At 65.5% G+C, this 20,708-nt stretch carries 16 protein-coding genes; 8 read left to right on the top strand and 8 right to left on the bottom strand.

All coding sequences use genetic code 11. The features are described 5' to 3' along the window. Positions 1 to 2,758, bottom strand: a 2,758-nt coding sequence (locus EGT50_RS10210) for an amino acid adenylation domain-containing protein (protein ID WP_235870684.1), incomplete at its 3' end; no start/stop codon positions are given. A 358-nt stretch (positions 2,759 to 3,116) separates the two neighbouring features. Between EGT50_RS10210 and EGT50_RS10220 the strand changes: the two genes are divergently transcribed. Then, complete coding sequence (locus EGT50_RS10220) at positions 3,117 to 3,986, top strand: class II glutamine amidotransferase (RefSeq protein ID WP_127953995.1); 870 nt, start codon at positions 3,117 to 3,119, stop codon at positions 3,984 to 3,986. A 55-nt stretch (positions 3,987 to 4,041) separates the two neighbouring features. Here EGT50_RS10220 and shbA read toward each other — a convergent pair whose 3' ends face one another. After that, positions 4,042 to 4,698, bottom strand: coding sequence for an RNA polymerase sigma factor ShbA (gene shbA / locus EGT50_RS10225; protein WP_328590643.1), 657 nt, complete (start codon positions 4,696 to 4,698; stop codon positions 4,042 to 4,044). Between the two features lie 749 nt (positions 4,699 to 5,447). Between shbA and EGT50_RS10230 the strand changes: the two genes are divergently transcribed. After that, the gene (locus EGT50_RS10230; RefSeq protein WP_127953998.1) at positions 5,448 to 5,693 is read left to right on the top strand and encodes a hypothetical protein; all 246 of its coding nucleotides are present in this window, start codon (positions 5,448 to 5,450) and stop codon (positions 5,691 to 5,693) included. A gap of 18 nt (positions 5,694 to 5,711) precedes the next feature. On the opposite strand, the gene EGT50_RS10235 is transcribed toward EGT50_RS10230, so the two are convergent. Then, positions 5,712 to 5,999: a hypothetical protein gene (locus EGT50_RS10235; protein ID WP_164873386.1), complete on the bottom strand. Its 288-nt coding sequence runs from the start codon at positions 5,997 to 5,999 to the stop codon at positions 5,712 to 5,714. 272 nt (positions 6,000 to 6,271) lie between these two features. On the opposite strand from EGT50_RS10235, the gene EGT50_RS10240 reads away from it, so the two are divergent. From EGT50_RS10240 to EGT50_RS10255, 4 genes are all read left to right on the top strand, one after another. After that, positions 6,272 to 7,186 (top strand): alpha/beta fold hydrolase, encoded by a 915-nt coding sequence (locus tag EGT50_RS10240; RefSeq protein ID WP_127954001.1) that lies wholly within the window; start codon positions 6,272 to 6,274, stop codon positions 7,184 to 7,186. Between the two features lie 140 nt (positions 7,187 to 7,326). Next, positions 7,327 to 9,873, top strand: a complete 2,547-nt coding sequence (locus tag EGT50_RS10245; RefSeq protein WP_235870685.1) for a LuxR C-terminal-related transcriptional regulator — start codon at positions 7,327 to 7,329, stop codon at positions 9,871 to 9,873. 382 nt (positions 9,874 to 10,255) lie between these two features. Continuing rightward, positions 10,256 to 11,020 (top strand): pirin family protein, encoded by a 765-nt coding sequence (locus EGT50_RS10250; protein WP_127954004.1) that lies wholly within the window; start codon positions 10,256 to 10,258, stop codon positions 11,018 to 11,020. Between the two features lie 107 nt (positions 11,021 to 11,127). Next, positions 11,128 to 13,086, top strand: coding sequence for a M13 family metallopeptidase (locus EGT50_RS10255; protein WP_127954008.1), 1,959 nt, complete (start codon positions 11,128 to 11,130; stop codon positions 13,084 to 13,086). A gap of 79 nt (positions 13,087 to 13,165) precedes the next feature. Here the strand turns inward: EGT50_RS10255 and EGT50_RS10260 are convergent, their stop codons facing one another. Beyond that, positions 13,166 to 13,540: a nitroreductase family deazaflavin-dependent oxidoreductase gene (locus tag EGT50_RS10260; RefSeq protein WP_127954011.1), complete on the bottom strand. Its 375-nt coding sequence runs from the start codon at positions 13,538 to 13,540 to the stop codon at positions 13,166 to 13,168. A 109-nt stretch (positions 13,541 to 13,649) separates the two neighbouring features. Between EGT50_RS10260 and EGT50_RS10265 the strand changes: the two genes are divergently transcribed. Next, a complete protein-coding gene (locus EGT50_RS10265; protein ID WP_206615794.1) occupies positions 13,650 to 14,309 on the top strand; it encodes a TetR/AcrR family transcriptional regulator in 660 nt (219 codons plus the stop codon). Positions 14,310 to 14,355: 46 nt separating this feature from the next. Here the strand turns inward: EGT50_RS10265 and EGT50_RS10270 are convergent, their stop codons facing one another. Both EGT50_RS10270 and EGT50_RS10275 read right to left on the bottom strand, forming a co-directional pair. Then, complete coding sequence (locus EGT50_RS10270; RefSeq protein ID WP_127954013.1) at positions 14,356 to 15,786, bottom strand: FAD-dependent oxidoreductase; 1,431 nt, start codon at positions 15,784 to 15,786, stop codon at positions 14,356 to 14,358. 159 nt (positions 15,787 to 15,945) lie between these two features. After that, positions 15,946 to 16,536 (bottom strand): sigma-70 family RNA polymerase sigma factor, encoded by a 591-nt coding sequence (locus EGT50_RS10275; RefSeq protein ID WP_127954016.1) that lies wholly within the window; start codon positions 16,534 to 16,536, stop codon positions 15,946 to 15,948. A gap of 117 nt (positions 16,537 to 16,653) precedes the next feature. Between EGT50_RS10275 and EGT50_RS10280 the strand changes: the two genes are divergently transcribed. After that, a complete protein-coding gene (locus tag EGT50_RS10280; RefSeq protein ID WP_127954018.1) occupies positions 16,654 to 17,946 on the top strand; it encodes an MFS transporter in 1,293 nt (430 codons plus the stop codon). A 33-nt stretch (positions 17,947 to 17,979) separates the two neighbouring features. On the opposite strand, the gene EGT50_RS10285 is transcribed toward EGT50_RS10280, so the two are convergent. Beyond that, positions 17,980 to 18,879 carry a L,D-transpeptidase gene (locus EGT50_RS10285; protein ID WP_127954021.1) on the bottom strand — a complete coding sequence of 300 codons (900 nt, stop codon included), beginning with the start codon at positions 18,877 to 18,879 and terminating at the stop codon, positions 17,980 to 17,982. A gap of 101 nt (positions 18,880 to 18,980) precedes the next feature. Then, positions 18,981 to 20,672, bottom strand: a complete 1,692-nt coding sequence (locus tag EGT50_RS10290) for an FAD-dependent oxidoreductase (protein ID WP_164873388.1) — start codon at positions 20,670 to 20,672, stop codon at positions 18,981 to 18,983. Positions 20,673 to 20,708: the final 36 nt, after the last annotated feature.

The raw sequence follows: 20,708 nt of genomic DNA on the forward strand, positions 1-20,708 counted from the left end.
GACCCACCGTCACCGAAGACACCGCGAACTCGACACAACCACCCACACCCGACCGCACCGCAGGCCGCGGCCGATCCGTCGGCAACGCCAACACATCCGGCAACCCCGCCAACACACCCGCCCAATAGTCGGATCGGCCGATGAGCTCGAGCGAGTACCCCTCGGCGCCGAGCGAAGGGACCCAGCGCACCTCGTCACCAGTACGGTAGAGGCGCTGTCCCGGTTCCCCGAATGGGTTGGCTACGAAACGCTCCGCCGTCAACCCCCGACGGTCGTGATACCCGCGCGCCAGGCCCTGCCCGCCCAGGTAGAGTTCGCCCACGACCCCCGCCGGGACCGGCTGCAGCCTGCGGTCCAACACGACGGCGCTCACCCCCCGGAGGGGTCGGCCGACGGTAATCGGGCTACCCCGCGACAGCGGTTCGCCGACGGTCGCAACGATCGTCGTTTCGGTCGGCCCGTAGCTGTTGGTGAACCGGCACACCATTCCGAACCGGTCAACGAGATCTGGTGTGCACACATCCCCGCCCACCACCACCGCTTCGAGATGCTCGAGTGTCCGCGGGTCGACGGTGTTCAGCGCCGCAGGAGCCGAAATGATGTGTGTCACCATCTCGTTTCGCAGGAGGTCGATCAGTTCGTTCCCGCCGCGCACTTCCGGTGGGACAACGACCATGGTGGCACCGGCACTGAATGCCGGGATCATCTCGAACACAGAGGCATCGAAGCTCGCCGACGAGAAGCACAACACCCGCGATTGCGCGGTGACACCGAGTTCCGAGCGGGCGGCGGCCGCGAAATTCGCTAGCCCGGCGTGTGTGACCAGGACGCCTTTCGGGACACCGGTCGAGCCCGACGAGTAGATCAGGTACGCCGTGTTGTCCGGTCGCAACACCGAAGTGCGCTCCCCATCCATGATCTGCGCGTCCGTCAGACCCGCACACTGCCTGATAGTTGCATCGGCGTCGAGCGTGATCCAGTGTGTGGTATCGGGCAGATACGCGACCATCTCACTCAGCGTGATACCCACGAGCGCAACCGAATCGGAGAGTATGTGCGCGATCAGGTCGGTCGGCAGAGTCGGGTCGATCGGCACGAAGGCGGCGCCCGCCTTGGCAACTGCCCAGAACGCGACCAACGAATTCGTCGATCGCGGCAGGCTCAATGCGACAGAGGTCTCCGGGCCGGCACCACGCTCGATCAGCAACCGCGCCAATCGGTTGGAACGGGCGTCGAGATCCCGGTAAGTGATCTCGGTTCCCGATGCACGGATCGCGATACCGTCCGGGGCGGCGGCCACACCATCGGCCAGCAGATCGGGCATCAGACACACCGGTTCAGGCTCCGGCCCGTGCGCGGGGACCAGGTGCGCGACCTCATCCTCGTACAGGATCTCGAGGTCGACGACCCTACGATCGGGCGGAGCAACGGCGAAGGCGGCCAGGAATTCGAGGAATCGCTCGTGGTGTCCGCGCAACTGCTCCTCGGTGTACAGGTTCGGATTGGCCTCGAAGTCGATCTGCGCCACCCGGCCCGCGACGCTGGGGTACAGATTCACGGTCAGATCCTCGACAGGACCGGTGCCCAAAACGTTGTAGCGGCCGACCGAGTCACGGACCCGAAACTCGTTCTGGAACAGCATGATGTTGATCGACGGACCGAAGAGGCCCAGATGACCCCCGCCGATCCCGGCGTCCCGTCGAATGTCCTCGGACCGGTACCGCTGGTGGCGCAGCGCACCCGCCAACTCGAGTTGCGCAGACCGCATCAAGTCGGCAACGGTCGTCTCGTCCCGTACAGCTAGACGGACCGGCACGACGTTCGCAACCATGCCACCGGAGTTGCGCAGTCGCGCGGTGGTTCGGGCCGAGACCGGAAGACTCAGCACGACATCGTCCTCACCGGTCAGGCGGGACAAGAACGCCGCCACTGCGGCCACTGTCACGGCAGCGAACATCGAGCCCGGTTGCCTGGCCAGTAGCCGCTGCACCGCGACTTCGGTGGCGCGCGGCAGTGGTGCGCTGATCACCAGGGCAGGCAATCTGGGGGCTGCCGACCGTCCTGCAAGACTGCTCGGGTCCGGGAAGTCGCGGCTGCGCTCGGACCAATATCGGCGATCCTTCTCGAATCTGCTGGATGTGCGGTATCGAGCCTCGTCCTCGACGATTTCGCGGAGTGAACTTGCCAGGAACCTCGCCGGATCGCGTTCCTCTACCGTTGCCGCATACAGTTCCGCGGCCCGGTTCATGAACGTCATTGCGCCGAAGCCGTCGAGCGCGATGTGGTGGATCCGCGAGTACAAGTAGTAGTGGTTGTCGGCAAGGCGCAGCGTTGCGGCGCGGGCCAGCCGATCGCTCAGCAGGTCGATCGGGGTGCTGTTGTCGGCCCGCATCCAGGCGTGGGCGGCCGCGCGTGGATCTTCTTCGGCCCGGAAGTCGTGGTGAATCCACTCGAGGCCGAGCGACTCATCGATCAGCTGGAACGGTTCACCGTCTCTCTCGACGATCCGCAGCATGCCGGTTCCGAGTTCGCGCGCCGCGGTGAGCGCGCTCTCCACCAGCAAGTCGACGTCGAGATCGAGATCGGTGAACTCAATGTACTGGGAGATCAGGATCGGAACATCATCGAGGAGATGCTGAGCGAACCAGATACCGCGTTGAGCAGCAGAAAGAGGAAACAGACCTGACTGCGTCGGGATGTCAGCGCTCGACACTCCCCATAGGGCGTAGCCGAAATCGAGATCGTCCGACGATGACACTGATTTGTTCCCCACCGCTACGTATGCGCGAGCCTGGGAACCTGGGTTGTGCCCCGGCGGACCCAGTACCGCCTGATTTACTCGTGCGAGGACCTACACCTGCGTACCCCCTAGCCAAGCGAGATCGTTTTCAGGTCGGGGTGTAACAGAGCATACCAACTAGCCCCTTTGACGGTGCCGCCGCTCCGTCGTACGTGGACGAAGGCTCCGGCAGCCCCGAGCACGACTTTCCCAACCGCAACACGACTTTCATGACCTAGAATTCGATGCACACCGAATCCGATGCACACCGCTGCGATGTTGAAGAACGCAGGCGGGTCAGGCCAACCGTTGCTTCACCGATCGACGGGAAATTCACTTGTGCCGATTGTTCGGGCTGTCCGCCTCCCCGTACCGCGTCCGCGCGTCCTTCTGGCTGCTCGATGCACCGGACAGCCTGGTTGAGCAAAGTTGGCGAGAACCGGACGGAACGGGACTCGGGACGTTTGCGGCGGACGGAGCACCAGTGGTGGAGAAGCGACCACTCGCCGCGCACGAAGACAAGCAGTTTGCCACTGAGGCGAAAGATCGGTACTCGACGACGTTCGTCGCCCACATCCGGTTCGCGACAACAGGTGATCTGCGTCCACGAAACACCCATCCGTTCGCTCAGTGCGGCCGCCTCTTCGCCCACAACGGTGTCGTTCAGAACTTGCCCCGGCTCGAGGCCGAACTAGGGTCCGACCTCGGCCTGGTCCGAGGCGACACCGACTCCGAGCGCATCTTCGCCCTCATCACCCGACACATCGAGAGAAGCAGCGGCGACGTGACCGCAGGGATCACCGCGGCGGTTGACTGGTTGGCCGACAACGTGCCGACTCACGCCCTCAACTTCATCCTGACTACCCCTGACGAACTGTGGGCGCTGCGCTACCCGGATACACACGACCTGCTGTTTCTCGAACGTCACCCAGGCGGTCCGAGCGGCAGCCGTCATCTTCAGCAGACGAGCGGGACCGGTAGGATTCGCGCCCGGTCCGAAAACCTCGCTGAGCGCCCGGCGGTCGTGGTGGCAAGTGAGCAGATGGATGAGGACCCTGGGTGGACACCGTTGCGGTCAGGTGAACTCCTCCACGTCGATCGAGAACTCCGTACGAGCCGAGAAGTGATACTCGATCGCCCACCGCGCTACCCGATCCTCCTCGACGATCTGAGCGCACACGCGAAGGCTGCGGTGGCGCAAAAGTAGCGTTCCCTTGACCGTCACCGCCGAATGACACAGCGCTGCAGTCGAACTGAACGAGTCAGGCCGCGGCATCCGACGCCGGTCGCGCCCGGGTCCGCAACCGGCCGAGTGCACGATGCTGGGCGATCCGGACCGCACCCGGTGTCGTGCCGAGCGCGTCTGCCGTCTCGGCCGCGGACATCCCCCACGCCAACCGCATCACCACGATCTGCCGATGGCGCGGCGACAGGGACTCGACGAGTTCCCGCGCCTGCTCGCCGCTCTCGATCGCGATGGCCCGATCCTCCGGGCCAGAATTCGGGCAGACCGGCTCGCCGGCATCCTCGAGCGGCGCGCACGCGCGACGAGTCGCGCGCCGTGCGTCCACGACCTTGTGCCCGGCGATCGCGTACACGTAGGTCAGGAACGACGAACCCTGGTCGCTGTACCGAGGCAGTGCCGTCATCAAGGCAAGGCACGTTTCGTGGGCAACGTCCTCGGCGACGGACCGGAGCTCACCAGGCCCCAACCGCGCGAAACAGTAGCGCCGCACGAGCGGGTACACCAGGGCGAGAACCCTTTCGCTCGCGTCACGGTCACCCGCGACCGCTCGGGGCACCCATTCGTCGAGCACCTCCCGGGCGCGCGCCGGCGACATCTCGTCAGGTCGCGTTGCGGTGCACATGTTCCCGTACATGTCGGTCTCCTCGCCGGGCGGCACGCTCGGCCATCCCATTGACATCGATCCTCGGCCCGGATCGGAAGGTCCGCCAGGCACCCTCGGGTGGGTGACGCGCACCCCCGCGCCAGCCTCCTGCTTCTCCTAGCCGCCGCGTGCGCGAAGGTACGGTTGACGTTTTGCACGAATCTGCCGTCTTCACCGGGAGTCCGACAGTATGAGAAACACACTGCTATTGATCTGCCAACTTGCTGCATCCTTGATGTGTCTGCTGGGGATCATGACGTTCGTCTACGGGTTCTTCCCTGCAGGAAATTTCTATCGGGGATTGATCTACGGAGCGCTCTCCGTACTCTTCGGGATTGTTGCGATGAAGTGCGACGCTCGCCGGAAACTTGGTAATCGGCAACCACAATAGGCTGCACGGCCCGTTCCGAGGTGTCCTGCCGAGCGGCAGAAGGTTCTCGCGTACCCTCTCGACCTGGCCAACCAACCTTCAGATTTCAAAGCCAGAAGACGTCATCCGCCAGCTGGAACACCTCCGTGTGACGGCGATCGGCGCTCTCGGCAAGGAAGAGGTCCGAGCGTTGTGCACCATGCTGACCCTAGGGACGCCTCCATCTCTCTTGCGAAGTGTGGAACCCGTCGCTCCCGCACCGGCGTCGACTGTCGCCGCAAGATGACGTAACGACCCCGTCGAAGGTGCCTGCTTCAACAGGCGGTCCCCCCTCCGGCGAACGGCGTCCGAATCTGCCTCACGCCGATCAGGGGTAGGCACGCGGGCCGTCCGGTGGTGTCATTAACTCATGAGTGAGGACAAGCGACACTTCGTGGCGAGCCGCCTCGACGGACTCATCCACACGCTCGAACTGAACGCACCAACAGCGGACGAGCCGTCTCCGGTGCCCACCGCGCACGGGTTCACCGGTTCGCTCGCCGAGGCACAGCGGCACCGCGCCGAACTGGAGTCGGCGACGCCCGCCCGCATCGACGAGATCGCGGCGGGCTACCCGGAGATCGAGAAGGACTGGGCGCAGCGGCAACCGACCTGACGACCGGTCGCCGGGACGTCAGTGCCCGTACGGGTAGAGCACACCTGCGGCGTCCAGCCGCTTGACCCGGCGATGTTCGATGAGGACCCACGTGGTTCCCAGCACGAGGCTGACCGCGCAGATCACCCCGGTGATCAGTGCCCAGCCCCGGAACCCGTAGCCGGCCGCGACAAGTGTCATGCCAAGGGTCACGATCGCGATCCCGATCAGCCCGTACCCGGGCCAGTTACGGCTGTCTTCTATGGCCTCACCCGGATGGTCCCGCGGGATGTTGACCGGATGGTGTCCATCGTCGAAGTAGCTCACAAAAGCTCCCGGTTGATTCCGTTTGCGCTCTCGTCGTACTGCGTCGACTCGTCGCCAGACGAGACGGGCGACGGCCTCCTCCGCATTGTCTCCCACTGGGGGCTTTCCCGCACGTATATGGCATTCGCGTCGACCCCCTGGGGTGGCGAAATCAGCACCCTCGGTGATCTGCCGCGACTCCGTGGGGCGCTGGTGACGGGCTCCGCGGGCGACGAGATTGGGACGTGCGGTACCGAAACCGCACTTCCCGTCTCGATCACCTGGAGGGTGTCATGCCGACCACTGTGCGCATCCACCAGCAGGGCCGCCCCCGGGTGGTCGAGGCCGACGACGGTGTCACTCTGGCCGTCCGCGAGTACGGTGACCCTGACGCCTCGGTGACGGTGGTGTTCGTCCACGGTCACTGCCTGCACACCCACTCGTGGGCGCGATTGCGTTCGCACCTGACCCGCGAGTGGGGGCCGTCGATCCGGATGGTGTTCTACGACCACCGTGGGCACGGCGAATCCGACAGCGCGCCCGCGCACACGTACACGATCGACCAATTGGGCCGCGACCTCGACACCGTCATCCAGGCGGTCGCACCCGACGGACCGATAGTTCTCGTCGGGCACTCGATGGGTGGCATGGCCACACTGGCCTACACGCGTCAGCATCCCGAGGTCGTCGGCAACCGCGTCGTGGGAGTGGGTCTGCTGTCCACGGCCGCGAGCGGCATTACCCGCTCGGGGCTCGGCCGGTTCCTCCGACATCCCCTCGTCTCGGCGCTGCGGTTCGGCGCCGAGCGCATGCCTCGATTCGCTCAGCGCGTCGCCTCGATTGCGCTCGACAATCACACGTCCGTGGTCACGATGTACGGATTCCTCCGGTCGCTCGCCGGGTTCGACGAGTCCGAGTCGCTCGCCGCACTCGGCGACATCCCGTCCCTCGTACTTGGCGGCACCGCCGACCTGCTGACGCCGTTCGAACACTCCGTCGCGATCGCGGCCAACCTGCACTCCGCCGAATTGGTCCGTCTCCACGACGCCGGGCACTCGGTGATCCTGGACCAGGCAGCCGAGGTGGCGCACGCGTTGGTGCGTCTCGTCACCCGAGCCGGCCTCCACCACCCGATCGCGTCGACGACCGACCCGGTCTCGGAGGTCGCACAGCTGCGGGCCGACAATCTCGGATACGCCCTCGCATAGTCCGCAAATGCCCCTCGCACGACATGGATGTTGTGCCAGACTTTGCTGTTCGTGCACGTGACCTCAGTGAGTCACGATGTGCGCCGGGGTTTCATGGGGCAGTACCGCCTAGGCCGACGGTGTCGGTGGACGAGGGGAGCGTGGTTGTGGAGCCTGACCGGGGACCCGAACGCGATGGCCCGCCAGCGAGCAGGCGCCGAAAACTGTTCGACCGGCCGAGACTGTTCGCGATGCTGTCCGAGTGCGCTGCACTCACCGTCATTCGAGGGCCTCGGGGTTCCGGCAAGACCAGCCTGCTCAGGACGTGGATCGCGTCGGCCCGGGGAGGACCGGAACCGATCGTCACGATGCCGACACCGCAGCCGACCTCCGATTCGGACTCCTACTGGGCCGAGGTGGAAAGGCGGATCGATGCCGCCCTCACGTCGCCCGGCGAACGCGCGGTCGTGACCCTCGACGACGTCGACCGGTTGGGTGATCCCACGACCGAGGAACGCATCCTCGCATCTCTGCACCATCACGAACGTCTGCACGTGGTCGTCACCACCCGTTCCGCCGAGGTGTTCAGCGGCACGGGACTGCTCGACCTCGATCACGTGGCCGTCCCTCCCGACGATTTGCTGTTCACGGCCCAGGAGTGCCGAGCGGCACTGCTCGCACGCGGCATCGAGCTACCGCCACATCTGTGGAAGACCGTGCACGACGTCACCTCTGGTTTCCCGCCCATGGTTCAGGCGGCGATCGCCGTCATCCGTTCGTTCGGCGAACTCGACCACGGCCAGGAACTGACACGCCCCGCTCTCGAAAGGGCCATCGATCGCTACGTCGAGCACGCGATCCTGGACGATCCGGAACTCACCGATCTACGAGAGTTCATCCACACGATCGCCGCAGCCCGTACCGTCACCGCCACAGCCGCCGAGGTGCTGACCAGCGCCGACGATGTCGCGCGGCTGCGTGAACTCGAGACCGCGGGTGTGCTGATCAGGTCGCCGTGGCCCAGGGACGACGAGTGGACCTTCGTTGCGCCAGTCCGCGACTCGCTGATGCGCGCGGTTCGCCGCGCCGCACCGGAAGGACCCCTGCGGGCTTCGAGTGACCTCGCGAAGTGGTTCCGCGACGGGGGGAACCCCACCGCCGCGCTCGAGCACGCGGTCGAGGCACAGGACTGGGATCTGGCGGTCGGGATTCTCAAGGCGAATTGGGTGGAGTTGGTCGCGCGCCGGTTTCACCTCGTCCGCGAAACCCTCACCTCGATCCCCGCGGCCGCGGCCGAAGCGGACCTGTCGATCCGAGCCGGGCGCGAACTCTTCCTCCGGCTCGGTTCCGATGCGACACAGCTCCCCGATCCGGTACCGCTGCCGGTGACCGGTGCACGGTCTTCCGACCCAGGCGGGGCCGCCGACGCGCTGGCGGTCGGCACCGTTCAGTCGCTGATTCAGCGCGTCGACGGTAACTACGCGGACGCCGCGGACATCAGCTCGAGGATGTCGGCGCTGGGTGACCGTTTGATGGCGACACAGTACGACGAGGTCGCCTGGTGCCTCCCACTGCTGCGCGTGCAGTGGGGAGTCACCCACCAGTTGCACGGCGACCTGGGAGGTGCGTCCGTACAGTTCCGCCGCGCCTTCAACAGCAACCGGTCGATTGGATCGGACTTCGTCGCACGAAACGCCGCGGGAAACCTGGCATTGAACTACGCCCTGTCCGGCGAACTGGGCCATGCCGAAGCCTGGCTCGACAAGGAACGCCGGTACAACGACGAGTCCGCCTGGGTCACCAAGATGGTCCGCGTCGGCGGTCTTGTGGCGTCCGCCCTGGTCGCGATCGACCGTATGGAGCTCGACGCCGCTGCGAAAGTCCTCGCCGTGCTCGGCGACCTGCCCGACGACGAGGAGTTGTGGGCGTTCGCGCTTTACGCGCAGTGCCAGTTGGCACTCGTCACCTGCCAGCCCGAGACGGGGCTGGACAGAATCCGTCGGACGACCGCGGTATACGACCGCTGGCTCACCACGAGTTCGCTTGCGGCACCACTGCTCGCTGCCGCCGAGGCCGAGCTGCACTTGGCCCTCGGTCACGGCAACGAGACATGGATGACGCTCGAGAACGCGCGGGGACGCGGCCCGTGGACGACGATCGCCCACGCACGTATGGAACTGTCGAGCGATCGTCCCAACGAGGTGCTTGCGGACTGCGCACGTCCGGCTGTCTCGGAGTGCCCGTACCCGCACATCCGAATGGAGTCCGCACTGCTCCAGGCCGCCGCACACCTTCATCTCACGAACGAGATACAGGCACGGACCATGCTGCGCCGGGCCGTCGCGTTGTTCGACCAGACCGGGATGGTCCGCCCGTTCGTGTCGATGCCCGCCGGTTGGATAGCCCGACTGTCGGAGTTGGATGTCGAACTCCCTCCCGCCTGGACGTCAGCGGTGCCTGCTCCCGGCGCGGCGGTGTATCCGGACCGGATTCAGCTCGTCAACCTCAGCGACCGAGAATCGGCGGTGCTGGATGCTCTCGTGGCGACCCCGTCAGTTGCCGCGATCGCGGAGCAACTCTTCGTTTCCCAGAACACGGTCAAGACTCAGCTTCGTAGTCTCTATCGCAAGCTGGGGGTCCATTCGCGGGCGGACGCGCTGCTCACGGCCACTCATTTGGGTTTGATCACTCGGGAACCGGAGGCTTGACGACACGGAACCGGATGGGGCGGGAATAGGTTCGCGCGCCTCGCGTTGACTACGGTAGCTTTGATTGAATTCTCAACTAGTTGGATGATCGGGAGAACCCCATGCCCGACTCGACCGTAGACAACGCACAGGTGTCCGGCCCGGACGGCTTCGTCGGCCCGAGCGTCAGCCGACGCCGACTGGCCAGACCGCGGTGTTCGCCCGCGGCGGTACGATCGCTGTCGCGGCCGCGGACAATCAGAAATCGCGCACCGAGTCGGTCGATCCCCGCTGCGCACGATGTACTCGGCTGATGTCGATGTCGTTGCCGGACAACCGATCGCATCTGTATTTGGACGGCGATGCGGACACCCTGCCCGCGACTGCCACCGAGGAGGACCACATGCCAGCTCTCACCACCCCGCACATCGACATCCACCGTGCCGGCGACCGATTGAAGACCCGGATCCAGTGGCTGGATTCGAAGCACTCGTTCTCGTTCGGTCACAACTACGACCCGGACAACACTCACCACGGACTGCTGCTGGTGAACAACGACGACATCGTCCAGCCGGGTCAGGGCTTCGACACCCACCCCCACAAGGACATGGAAATCGTCACCTGGGTGCTGCGCGGGTCCCTTGTGCATCAGGACTCCATCGGCCACTCCGGCGTCATCTATCCGGGACTCGCTCAACGGATGAGTGCCGGCACCGGGATCCTTCACTCCGAGAAGAACGACTCGTGGCGTATGCAGGGCGACGAGCATCGTGACCCTGTCCGCTTCATCCAGATGTGGGTGATGCCTGACGAGGCCGGCATCACCCCCGGATACGAGCAGCTCGAGATCGAGGACGAACTACTGGCCGGCGGGCTGGTTCCGGTCGCGTCGGGCATGGCGGAGCACCGGGATCACGCCGCCATCCGCATCAAGAACAAGTACGCGTCGCTGCACGCGGCACGCCTACAGCCAGGCAAAGCGGTGCAGATCCCCGAGGCGCCGTTCGTGCACGTGTTCCTCGCTCGAGGCAGCGCCGAGATGGCAGGCGTCGGAACCCTGTACGAGGGGGATGCGGTCCGGTTGAGCGCTTCGGGCGGCCAGACGATCACCTCCGAGACCGGCGCCGAAATCCTCATCTGGGAGATGCACGCACGGCTCGGGGGGTGAGGTCCGAATCGGAGTGAACCGGTTCCTCGGGTTCGGGCCCCGCTCGGCATCCGAGACGAGATTTCGAGGACGGGCCCGCGCCGCCGAGTCGGTGTAAAGATGGAACGATGACGACTGCGCAGCATTCCGGCATCGACCTCACCCATCTCGATCCGGGCACCCGACCACAGGATGATCTGTTCGTACACGTCAACGGCCAGTGGCTCGACGAGTACGAGATCCCCGCCGACCGTGCGGTGGACGGTGCGTTCCGGACCCTGTACGACAAAGCCGAGGAGGACGTCAAGACGCTCATCCAGGAGGCGGCCCGGTCCGGCGCGGCCCACGGTACGGACGCGCAGAAGATCGGCGACCTGTACTCGAGTTTCATGGACGCGGACGCGGTCGAGACGGCGGGACTGTCCCCGATCGCCGAGGAACTGTCGGCGATCGCGAACGCCGCGGACCTGACCGTGCTCGCCGAGATCATGGGGCGTCTGCAGCGCACCGGTGTCGGCGGCGCGGTCGGCCAGTACGTCGACACCGACGCCAAGAATTCGGCGCGCTATCTGGTGCACTTCACACAGTCCGGGATCGGCCTGCCCGACGAGTCGTACTACCGCGAGGACGAGTACGCCGGGATCCGCGAGGCGTACATCACGCACATCCGCAACATGTTCGAACTGGCAGGAATCCGCTACGACGCCCAGCGCGTGTTCGACCTCGAGACCGCGGTCGCCGCGGGCCACTGGGACGTCGTCAAGCGCCGCGACGCGGAGCTGAGTTACAACCTGACAACGCTCGACGACCTGCAATCGCGTCACACCGGGTTCGACTGGGCTGCCTGGATTTCCGGCCTGCAGGCCACGGAGGAGCAGCTGGCCGAGATCGTCGTGCGTCAGCCGAGCTTCGTCGAGTCGTTCACGCAGCTGTGGACCTCGCGTCCGATCGAGGACTGGAAGGCGTGGGCCACGTGGCGGATCCTGCACGCTCGGGCCCCGTATCTGACGGAGGCGATCGTCGCCGAGGACTTCGCGTTCTACGGCAAGACCCTCAGCGGTACCGAGAAGAACCGGGAGCGGTGGAAGCGGGGGGTCTCGCTGGTGCAAGACCTGCTGGGCGAGGCGGTCGGCAAGCTGTACGTCGATCGGCACTTCCCGCCGGAGTCCAAGGCACGTATGCAGGTGCTGGTTGCGAACCTGCAGGAGGCGTACCGGCGCAACATCTCTGACCTCGAGTGGATGAGCCCACAGACCAGACAGGCCGCCCTGGCGAAGCTCGAGAAGTTCACCCCGAAGATCGGCTACCCGGACAAGTGGCGTGACTACTCGGCCGTCGTGATCGACCCGACCGACGTGGTGGGCAACTATCGCAGCGGCTACGCCGCCGAGCACGACCGCGACATCGCCAAGCTCGGCGGCCCGGTCGACCGCGATGAGTGGTTCATGACCCCGCAGACGGTCAATGCCTACTACAACCCGGGTATGAACGAGATCGTCTTCCCCGCAGCGATTCTGCAGCCGCCCTTCTTCGACCCGGACGCCGACGACGCCGCCAACTACGGTGGTATCGGCGCGGTCATCGGCCACGAGATCGGGCACGGCTTCGACGATCAGGGCGCCAAGTACGACGGCGACGGCAACATGGTCGACTGGTGGACAGACGACGACCGCACCGAGTTCGGCAAGCGCACCAAGGCCCTGATCGAGCAGTACAACGAGTTCGAGCCCAAGGACCTGCCGGGCCATCACGTCAACGGCGAGTTCACGATCGGCGAGAACATCGGCGACCTGGGTGGGTTGTCGATCGCACTCGAGGCCTACCGCATCGCCACCGATGACACCGAGGCCCCGGTACTCGACGAGTTGACCGGCCTGCAGCGGGTCTTCTTCGGCTGGGCTCAGGTGTGGCGGACGAAGGCACGCAAGGAAGAAGCACTGCGGCGATTGGCGGTCGACCCGCACTCACCGCCGGAGTTCCGGTGCAACGGCGTGATCCGCAATCTCGACAGCTTCCACGAGGCCTTCGGGGTCGAGCCGGGTGACACCCTGTACCTGGAGCCGGAGAAGCGCGTCAAGATCTGGTAGTGACGACCGGGCGGTTCGCCGGTCCCACAGCCGGCGAACCGCCCAAGTGCCGAAGGGTGCCGCGCCGGCCGTCCGATCGTCAGCCAGCGACCAGATCCATCCGGAGGAACTCGTTGACGCGAAGCAGTTTCGGCGGAAGTGTCACATCGTCCGGGAGGGCCTCGACCGCCTCGCTCCTTCCGACCACGCGTGGGGCCGCGAGTTCGACCTCTCGCCCGTCGACGCGTAGCCGTGCACTGCCGGCCGCCAGGACGTTCTGCACCCAGTCCGCGCCTGATCCGTACACCAGCACGAACATGTAGCCGGCGTCGACTGGATGCACCCCGAGCGGAGTGTGGTACGTCGCGCCGGACGCGCGACCGACGTGGATGAGCACAGGCCATTTCCCGCCCGCGATCGCGCGATTGTTGAATACCCGCTTGTTCACGTGTCCCCACCACTTCGGCATGGCCATCACGGTCTCCTTCCGTCACCTGAACTCCCTTACACCGGTAAGGTTGTCTTACGGATGTAAGTTTGTCAATGGGTCAGCATCTTTGTCAGCACGTCCATAGGGGAGCCCTGTGTCACCATCACAGCCGCCACGACCGCCACTGAGCAGGGATCGCGTGCTCGCGGCCGCGATCGAGGTCGCAGATCGTGGCGGCGTGGAGGCGATCACGATGCGCAAGGTGGCGCAGGAACTCGGCGTCGAAGCGATGTCGCTCTATCACCACGTACCGAACAAGGACGCGATCCTCGATGGTGTGGTCGACGCGGTGTTCGCGGCAATCGAGCTGCCCAGCCCGGGGTGCGACGACTGGCGTGATGCGATACGCACCCGCGCTTCCTCCGCGCGCGCAGTGCTGTCGCAGCACCGTTGGGCCCTCGGGCTCATGGACTCCCGTCGCAACCCGGGACCGGCGACGCTGCGCCACCACAACGCCGCCCTCGGAGTCCTCCGAGAGGCCGGATTCCCACTGTCGATGGCCGCGCACGCAGTTTCGCTCATCGACAGCTACATCAGCGGGTTCGTCCTCCAGGAAGCAAACCTCCCGGTGACGACACCGGACGATGTCGAGGAGCTGGCCGGTGACATCCTCGAGCAGCTACCGGCGAACGAGTTGCCGTACCTCCGTGAGTTGATCACCGACCACGCCCTGCGACCCGGCTACGACCACACCGGCGAGTTCGGCTACGGCCTGGACGTGATCCTCGACGCGCTCGAAGCTCGCCGCACCTAGAGCCCGTAGCCGATCAGGGTCGAATATGCCGGTAGGAGTGCAGCTATCAGCAGCAGCTGGCGGCGGCCGCGGCTGTCGCCCCCGCTGGGGCGGTACCGCAGCAAGCACTTGCCGTCTCGGCGACCTTTGCGGGGACGCCACAACCACCTAGGTCGACGTCGTCGAAGAGCTCGATCTCGCTGGGGCCGCCACTGCTGGACTCGACTCGAGGGGCCTCGCCGACGGACGTGCTGGAGCAGACGCCTGTTTCGGGCAAAATCAACTCGATGCGTCGAGCGCCCTCGTGGTCGCCCGCGATCTCTGCCACGACGGAGCGGGCCTGCTCGTAGCCAGTCATCAGCAGGAACGTCGGGGCCCGCCCGTAGGACTTCATGCCGATCGGGTAGTAACCAGTGTCAGGATGGGCAAGCTCGTCGACGCCGTGGGGCCGGACGCTGCCGCAAGAGTGGATGTTCGGATCGATGAGCGGCGCCATCGTGGTCGTGGACTCGATGCCGGCATCGATGTCCAATCGCAGCTCGCGTGAAATCGCGAAGTCCGGTCGGGCGCCGGTATTGGCGACGATGTAGTCGAATGGGCCGGCCTTCACGCCATCGGTCGATATCAAATAGACGCCGTCGCCCTTGTTGATCACTTCCTCGACTCGGAACCCGGTCACGAAGTCGACCGCTCCGCCGGTCGCGAGTCGTTCGGCGTCGGCACCGAGAGCGCCGCGGGCAGCTAGTTGGTCACTCGAGCCGCCACCGAACATCTGACCAGCCTCGGCCCGGCGAACCAGCCAAGTCGTCCGGGTGTCCGGAGCTTCCGTTCCGAGAGTGGCGAGATCGCGAACAACGTTCTGAGCCGAATGGCCCGAGCCGATCACGGCAACTCGTTTGTTGGCGAACTTCGCCTTGTCAGAACCCAACAGGTCCGGCATGCCGTAGCGGATCGCGCCGTCAGTCGCGGCTCGTTCCTCGCCAACGGCGGGAACTCCACCAGCACCGATCGGGTTCGGCTGATTCCAGGTGCCGCTGGCATCAACCACGGCCTGGGCGACGAAACGGACCTCTCCGTCAGGGGTGTCAGCGACAACGACGAACGGACGACCGTCTCGACCGTCGCTCTTGACCTTGTCCACGCCCTGGCGGGTCACGTGCTTCACCCGGTGGCTGAATCGAATCACTTCAGCCATCTGAGGTAACTCGGCGAGCGGCTCGAGGAACTCCTCGATGAGTTCTCCGCCAGTTGGGTGCCCGCCGTCGGCGGGACGCTTCCAACCAGCTGCGTCGAGCATCTTTTCAGCGACTGGGTCGACCAGGTACCGCCAGGGTGAGAACAACCGCACGTGAGCCCAGTCCCGGATGTTCGCTGCGATCGCGTCGCCTGCTTCCAGGACGATCGGGGTCATGCCCTGATCGAGAACGTTTGCTGCGGCTGAGAGTCCGATCGGACCGGCGCCGACTACTACTACCGGAAGATTGCTGTTCTGTTCCATGGTGTGGTTCCTTGCGTCACTCGTGAGGTTCTCGTCTCTACAGACGACGCTCACCGAACATGGACGCAGAATCTTCCGAGGAATCTTCGAGGCGGTCCCGGCGCGGCTTCGGGATCTGACGGCTATGGCGCTGAGATTACGTCTTCGGGTCAGTAAGAGTCAGCACGGAGACTCGCCATCGGGACGACGAGTCATCCCGATCGGACGGCCCCTGGCGTCAATCTCGATCTCGCAGCATTCTTCGAGGGCGCTCAACATCTTTCGGCGGGCGCGCTGGACCCGAGACTTCATCCCCGACACGCTCAACCCCAGCTCGCCCGCAACCTCGGTCTGTGAGTGACCTTGCATGTCAACCAACGACACGGCCTCGCGATCGGCATCGCTCAGGCCGCTCAGGAGCGGGTCCACACAGGCCACGAACTCCTGCCATACATCATCGTCGTTGGTTGCGTCGTCCAACTCGGGCAACAGATCGATTGTCACCGCCGGATCGGACGGGACCTCGCGGCGGCGTGGTGCAGATCGGTAGAAGTCGATGATCGAGTTTCGCGCAACCCTGTAGATCCAACGAGCGGGGTCGTCGATGTCGTCGATCTTTGCGTGCAGCCGGAGAAAGGTCTCCTGCACGATCTCATCGACATCGTCGGCGTTGTTGACGCGGCGGGCCACGAACTGGCGTAGAGAAGCCCCGAAATCGCGCCACAGATCCCCGGCAGTCGCCTTCCCGTCTGCCGAACCGTTCGACACCACGCGCTGACCTTATCAAGAAGCGACCAACGAACGATCAGCAAAATCTGTGCGTCCAACGGCCGACTGCTACGTCAAAAGAAAAAAGACATCGCCCATCCGCTACCCCGGTTGGAGACCATGACGACCAACGCACCTACCCCTGCCGTCAACGGCGAACACAATGACGGCTCGTGGCGACGAACCACCTCAGTCCTGTCGGTCAGCCAACTCATCACCTGGGGCATTCTGTACTACTCCTTCGCCGTATACATGCCCCAAATGCATGCCGACCTCGGCTGGTCCATCCCGGCCATTTCCGCTGGCTTCGCGATCGCCACCCTCGTCTCAGGCATCACCGCTCCGCTCGTCGGCCGTATCATCGATCGCTCGGGTTCGCGGACAATCATGGCTCTCGGCGCCGCGGTCGGCATCGCCGGGCTTGGCCTCTGGTCAGCAGCTCATCATCTCGCGGTTTTCTACCTGGCACTCGCCATCATCGGCCTTGCCCAGGCCGCCACCCTCTACGCCCCGGCGTTCGCCACCGTCATTCGCCATCACCCCACGAACAGCCGCTCGGCAATCATCACCATCACCCTCGCGGGCGGACTGGCCTCGACCATATTCTCGCCGCTCGCCCAGATCCTGTCCGATCAAGGCACCTGGCGTACTGGGCTTTTCGTTCTCACCATCGGCTTCGCGCTCACCGTCCTCCCCCTGAATTACAGCCTCCCCCAGGATGACAACCGCGACGCCACCGCAACGAACAACGAACCAGCCGCCAAACGAACGGGCAACGCCCAGCAGCGCCCGGCAGCGCTCTGGTGGGTCGCAGTCGTTTGGACACTCACCTCGGGCGTCTCCACGGCCTTCGCCGTCCACATCGTCGCGTTCCTGATCGACAATGGCCATGGTGCCGCTGCCGCAGCCTCTATCGCCGGCGCAGCGGGCATCGGCAAAGTCGCGGGCCGCGTATTGATCGCGGCAGGAAGCCGGCTCAGCTCGACAACGATGCTGCGCATCAGTCTCGGGATCCAAGCCGTAGCCCTTACCGTCCCCTTGGTTTGGAACACGACGCTTGCCTCGCTGCTCATGGTCACCGTGTTCGGCGCCACCGCCGGCTCGCTCACTGTGCTCCGCCCCATTCTGCTGGCCGAATTGTTCGGCAAGGAGGGCTTCGCAACGAAGAACGGCGAAGTTCAGCTGATCACAACGATCTCCAAAGCATCGACCCCAGTCCTGGCAGGCATCGCCGTGGCCGCAGTGGGGTACACGAACACCTGGCTCGGCCTCGCCCTGATCGTCACCGTCGCCATCGCTATCACGTTCCGCGCCCTCGGCACCAAGCCCTCGCGGACGCCCACCGTCCTGGCGATCGATTGCCAGGCAGGAGAATCAAGTCGTGACGCACTCCTCATCAAGCCACAACGCTGAGTTCAGCTGCCTTCTCGAAATCAAGCACCCGGGTCAGCGATTCCAGTCGCCGAGCCCGTCGTAGCCGCTGAGGGTGCCGCCGGCGGTGTTCACCACGATCACCGGGTCGCCCTTCTTCGCGTTGTCGTAGAACCACTTGCCGTCCGCCGTGCTGACGTTGAGGCAGCCGTGGCTGACGTTCCGGTGCCCCTGCGCGTCCACCGACCACGGGGCGGCGTGCACGAAAATGCCGCTGTAGGAGATGCGCGTGGCGTACTCGACGTACGTCCGGTATCCCTCCGGCGCGTCGACTGGCACGCCGTACGTCGACGAATCCATGTACATATCGCGGTGCTTCTCGCCGACGATGTAGGTGCCGTTCGGGGTCTCGTAGCCGGGCTTGCCGAGCGATGTCGGCATCGTCTTGACCACCTCGCCGTTGCGGGTGACGGTGATTTGCTTGGTGTTGTCGTCGGCGACGGCGACGAGCGCGTCACCGATCGAGAACGTGGAGTGCGAGTCGCCGGCGTCGACGCTGACCCGGATGTTGGCCGGCCAGAACTCGTTGGGCTTCCATCGGACCTGGTTGTCGGCCGGCCAGTAGAAGTGCCCGGCGACCGGAGGGTCGGTCGCGACGCGAATGGCACGTTCGGCGACCGCACGGTCCGTGATGTTCTCGTTGAAGCTGATGATGACCGGCTGGGCGATGCCCACAACCTCGCCCGGTGCCGGGTTCAGCGACGGAGCCGAGAAGTTCGCCGGCACGATCGCAGGCGTGGCCGATCCGGCTGGCATGGCGGTCTCGGGGACCTGCGAGCCACCGGAGAATAGCGGCGCGGCCTGAGCCGGGGCCGCAAGAACGGCCCCGACCGCGGCGGCGGTGACGACGAGGGCGGCGGCACGGGCGAATCGACGGCGGGGCCTACCGGCCTCTGCGATCGACGTCTCGGTCATGTTGCGGTACTCCCCAGCTCGACGACGCCCCGCGGGCAGAGCCCGGTCACCCCATTAGGACATAGAAGGATGCGACGGACAACACCCGCCCGTCCCCGAACTCAGCCGGCTTCGCCGCGCGCCGCCTCGAGCATCGCTGCCACGTCGACGATCTTGGTACGCGCACGCCCGCTCTCGGAGCCGAGCACACGCTCCTTCTTGTCGATGCGCTGCCACCCCTGGAAGTCGATGGCGTCCGGCTGGCGCTCACCGATCAGCGCGGTCAAGTGCTCCTGGTCGCGACCGGGCTGAGTGAGCAGGCCGCTCGCGAAGTCGGACAGCAGCAGGTCCACGGTGGCCGCGGAACAGTGCTTGTTGGTGCCGATGACACCGGTGGGTCCGCGCTTGATCCAGCCCGCGACGTAGACGCCGTGGATGGGGGAGCCGGTCTCGGGATCGATGACGCGGCCGTTCTCGTTCGGGACGACGCCTCGGCGGTCGTCGAACGGCAGATCCGCCACCGGCAGGCCCTTGTACCCGATCGACCGCAACACCAGCCCTGCCTCGAGGGCCTCGGTGTGATCGGTGGGGCGCGCGCTGAGCCTGGCCGGGTTGTCGGCGTCGGCGACGAGTTCGTTGCGCACGAGACGGATGCCCTCGACGCGCCCGTCACCGAGGATCTCCTCGGGCGAGCTGAGGTAGCGCAGCACGATCCGCTTGCGGCCGTCCGAGCTTGTTCGCTTCGCGAACTCCTCGACCTGGCGAACCTTGAGCTTCTCGGAAGGCTCCGAATCCGGGCCGTCGATCCAGGATCGGCTGGCCGAGTCGAGGACTACCTCGTCCGGGTCGACGACGATGTCGATGTCAGCCATCTGGCCGAGGGCGATGAGCTCGGGGTTGGTGTACGCGGCCTGTGCCGGACCGCGTCGTCCGACGATGACGACCTCACGGATGTTGCTGTGACGCAGCGCCTCGAGGGCATGCTCGGCCATGTCTGTCTTGGCGAGCTCGTCCGGGTCGGTGACGAGGATGCGGGCAACATCCAGGGCGACGTTGCCGTTGCCGATGATGACCGCGCGCTCACCGGAGAGGTCGAATGCGTGGTCGACGTAATCCGGGTGGCCGTTGTACCAGGCGACGAATTCGGTGGCGGCGTGCGATCCGGGCAGATCCTCGCCGGGCACACCGAGACGCCGATCGCTGGCCGCACCGACGGCGTAGATGACCGCGTGGTGGTGTTCGAGCAGCTCCTCGTGGCTGACGTGCTGACCGACGTCGACGTTGAAGTGGCAGTGCACCGAGCGCTTGCTCAGGGCCGAGCGGAAGACGTCGGCGACCCCCTTGGTACCGGGGTGGTCGGGCGCGACACCGGCGCGGACGAGCCCGTACGGCGTCGGGAGGCGGTCGAACATGTCGACCTCGACCCGCGGGCGCGAGGTGAGTTCGATCGCGGCGTAGCACGCGGCTGGACCCGAGCCTACGATCGCGACTCGCAGGGTTCCCAGGTCGGCGCTGAGCGAGCGCGGCTCGGGCAGCTCGGGCCAGTCGGGGCCGATCGGATGCTTCTCGTAGTAGCTCGCGTTGATATCGGCGTAGACCGCATCGGCCTCGCTGAGTTCGTTGTCGCCGAAGATCGCGTCAACGGGGCATTCGTCGACGCAGGCGCCGCAGTCGATGCACGTCTGCGGATCGATGTAGAGCATCTCCGTGGTCGCGAACTCCGGCTCGTCCGGTGTCGGATGAATGCAATTCACGGGACAAACGTCCACACACGATGCATCGTTGCAGCACGCCTGCGTAATCACATAAGCCACAGTTCTTCCCTACCTGTACCCGACCGAAACTGTCGT

This window comes from Rhodococcus xishaensis (assembly GCF_004011825.1).
Classification (GTDB): domain Bacteria; phylum Actinomycetota; class Actinomycetes; order Mycobacteriales; family Mycobacteriaceae; genus Prescottella; species Prescottella xishaensis.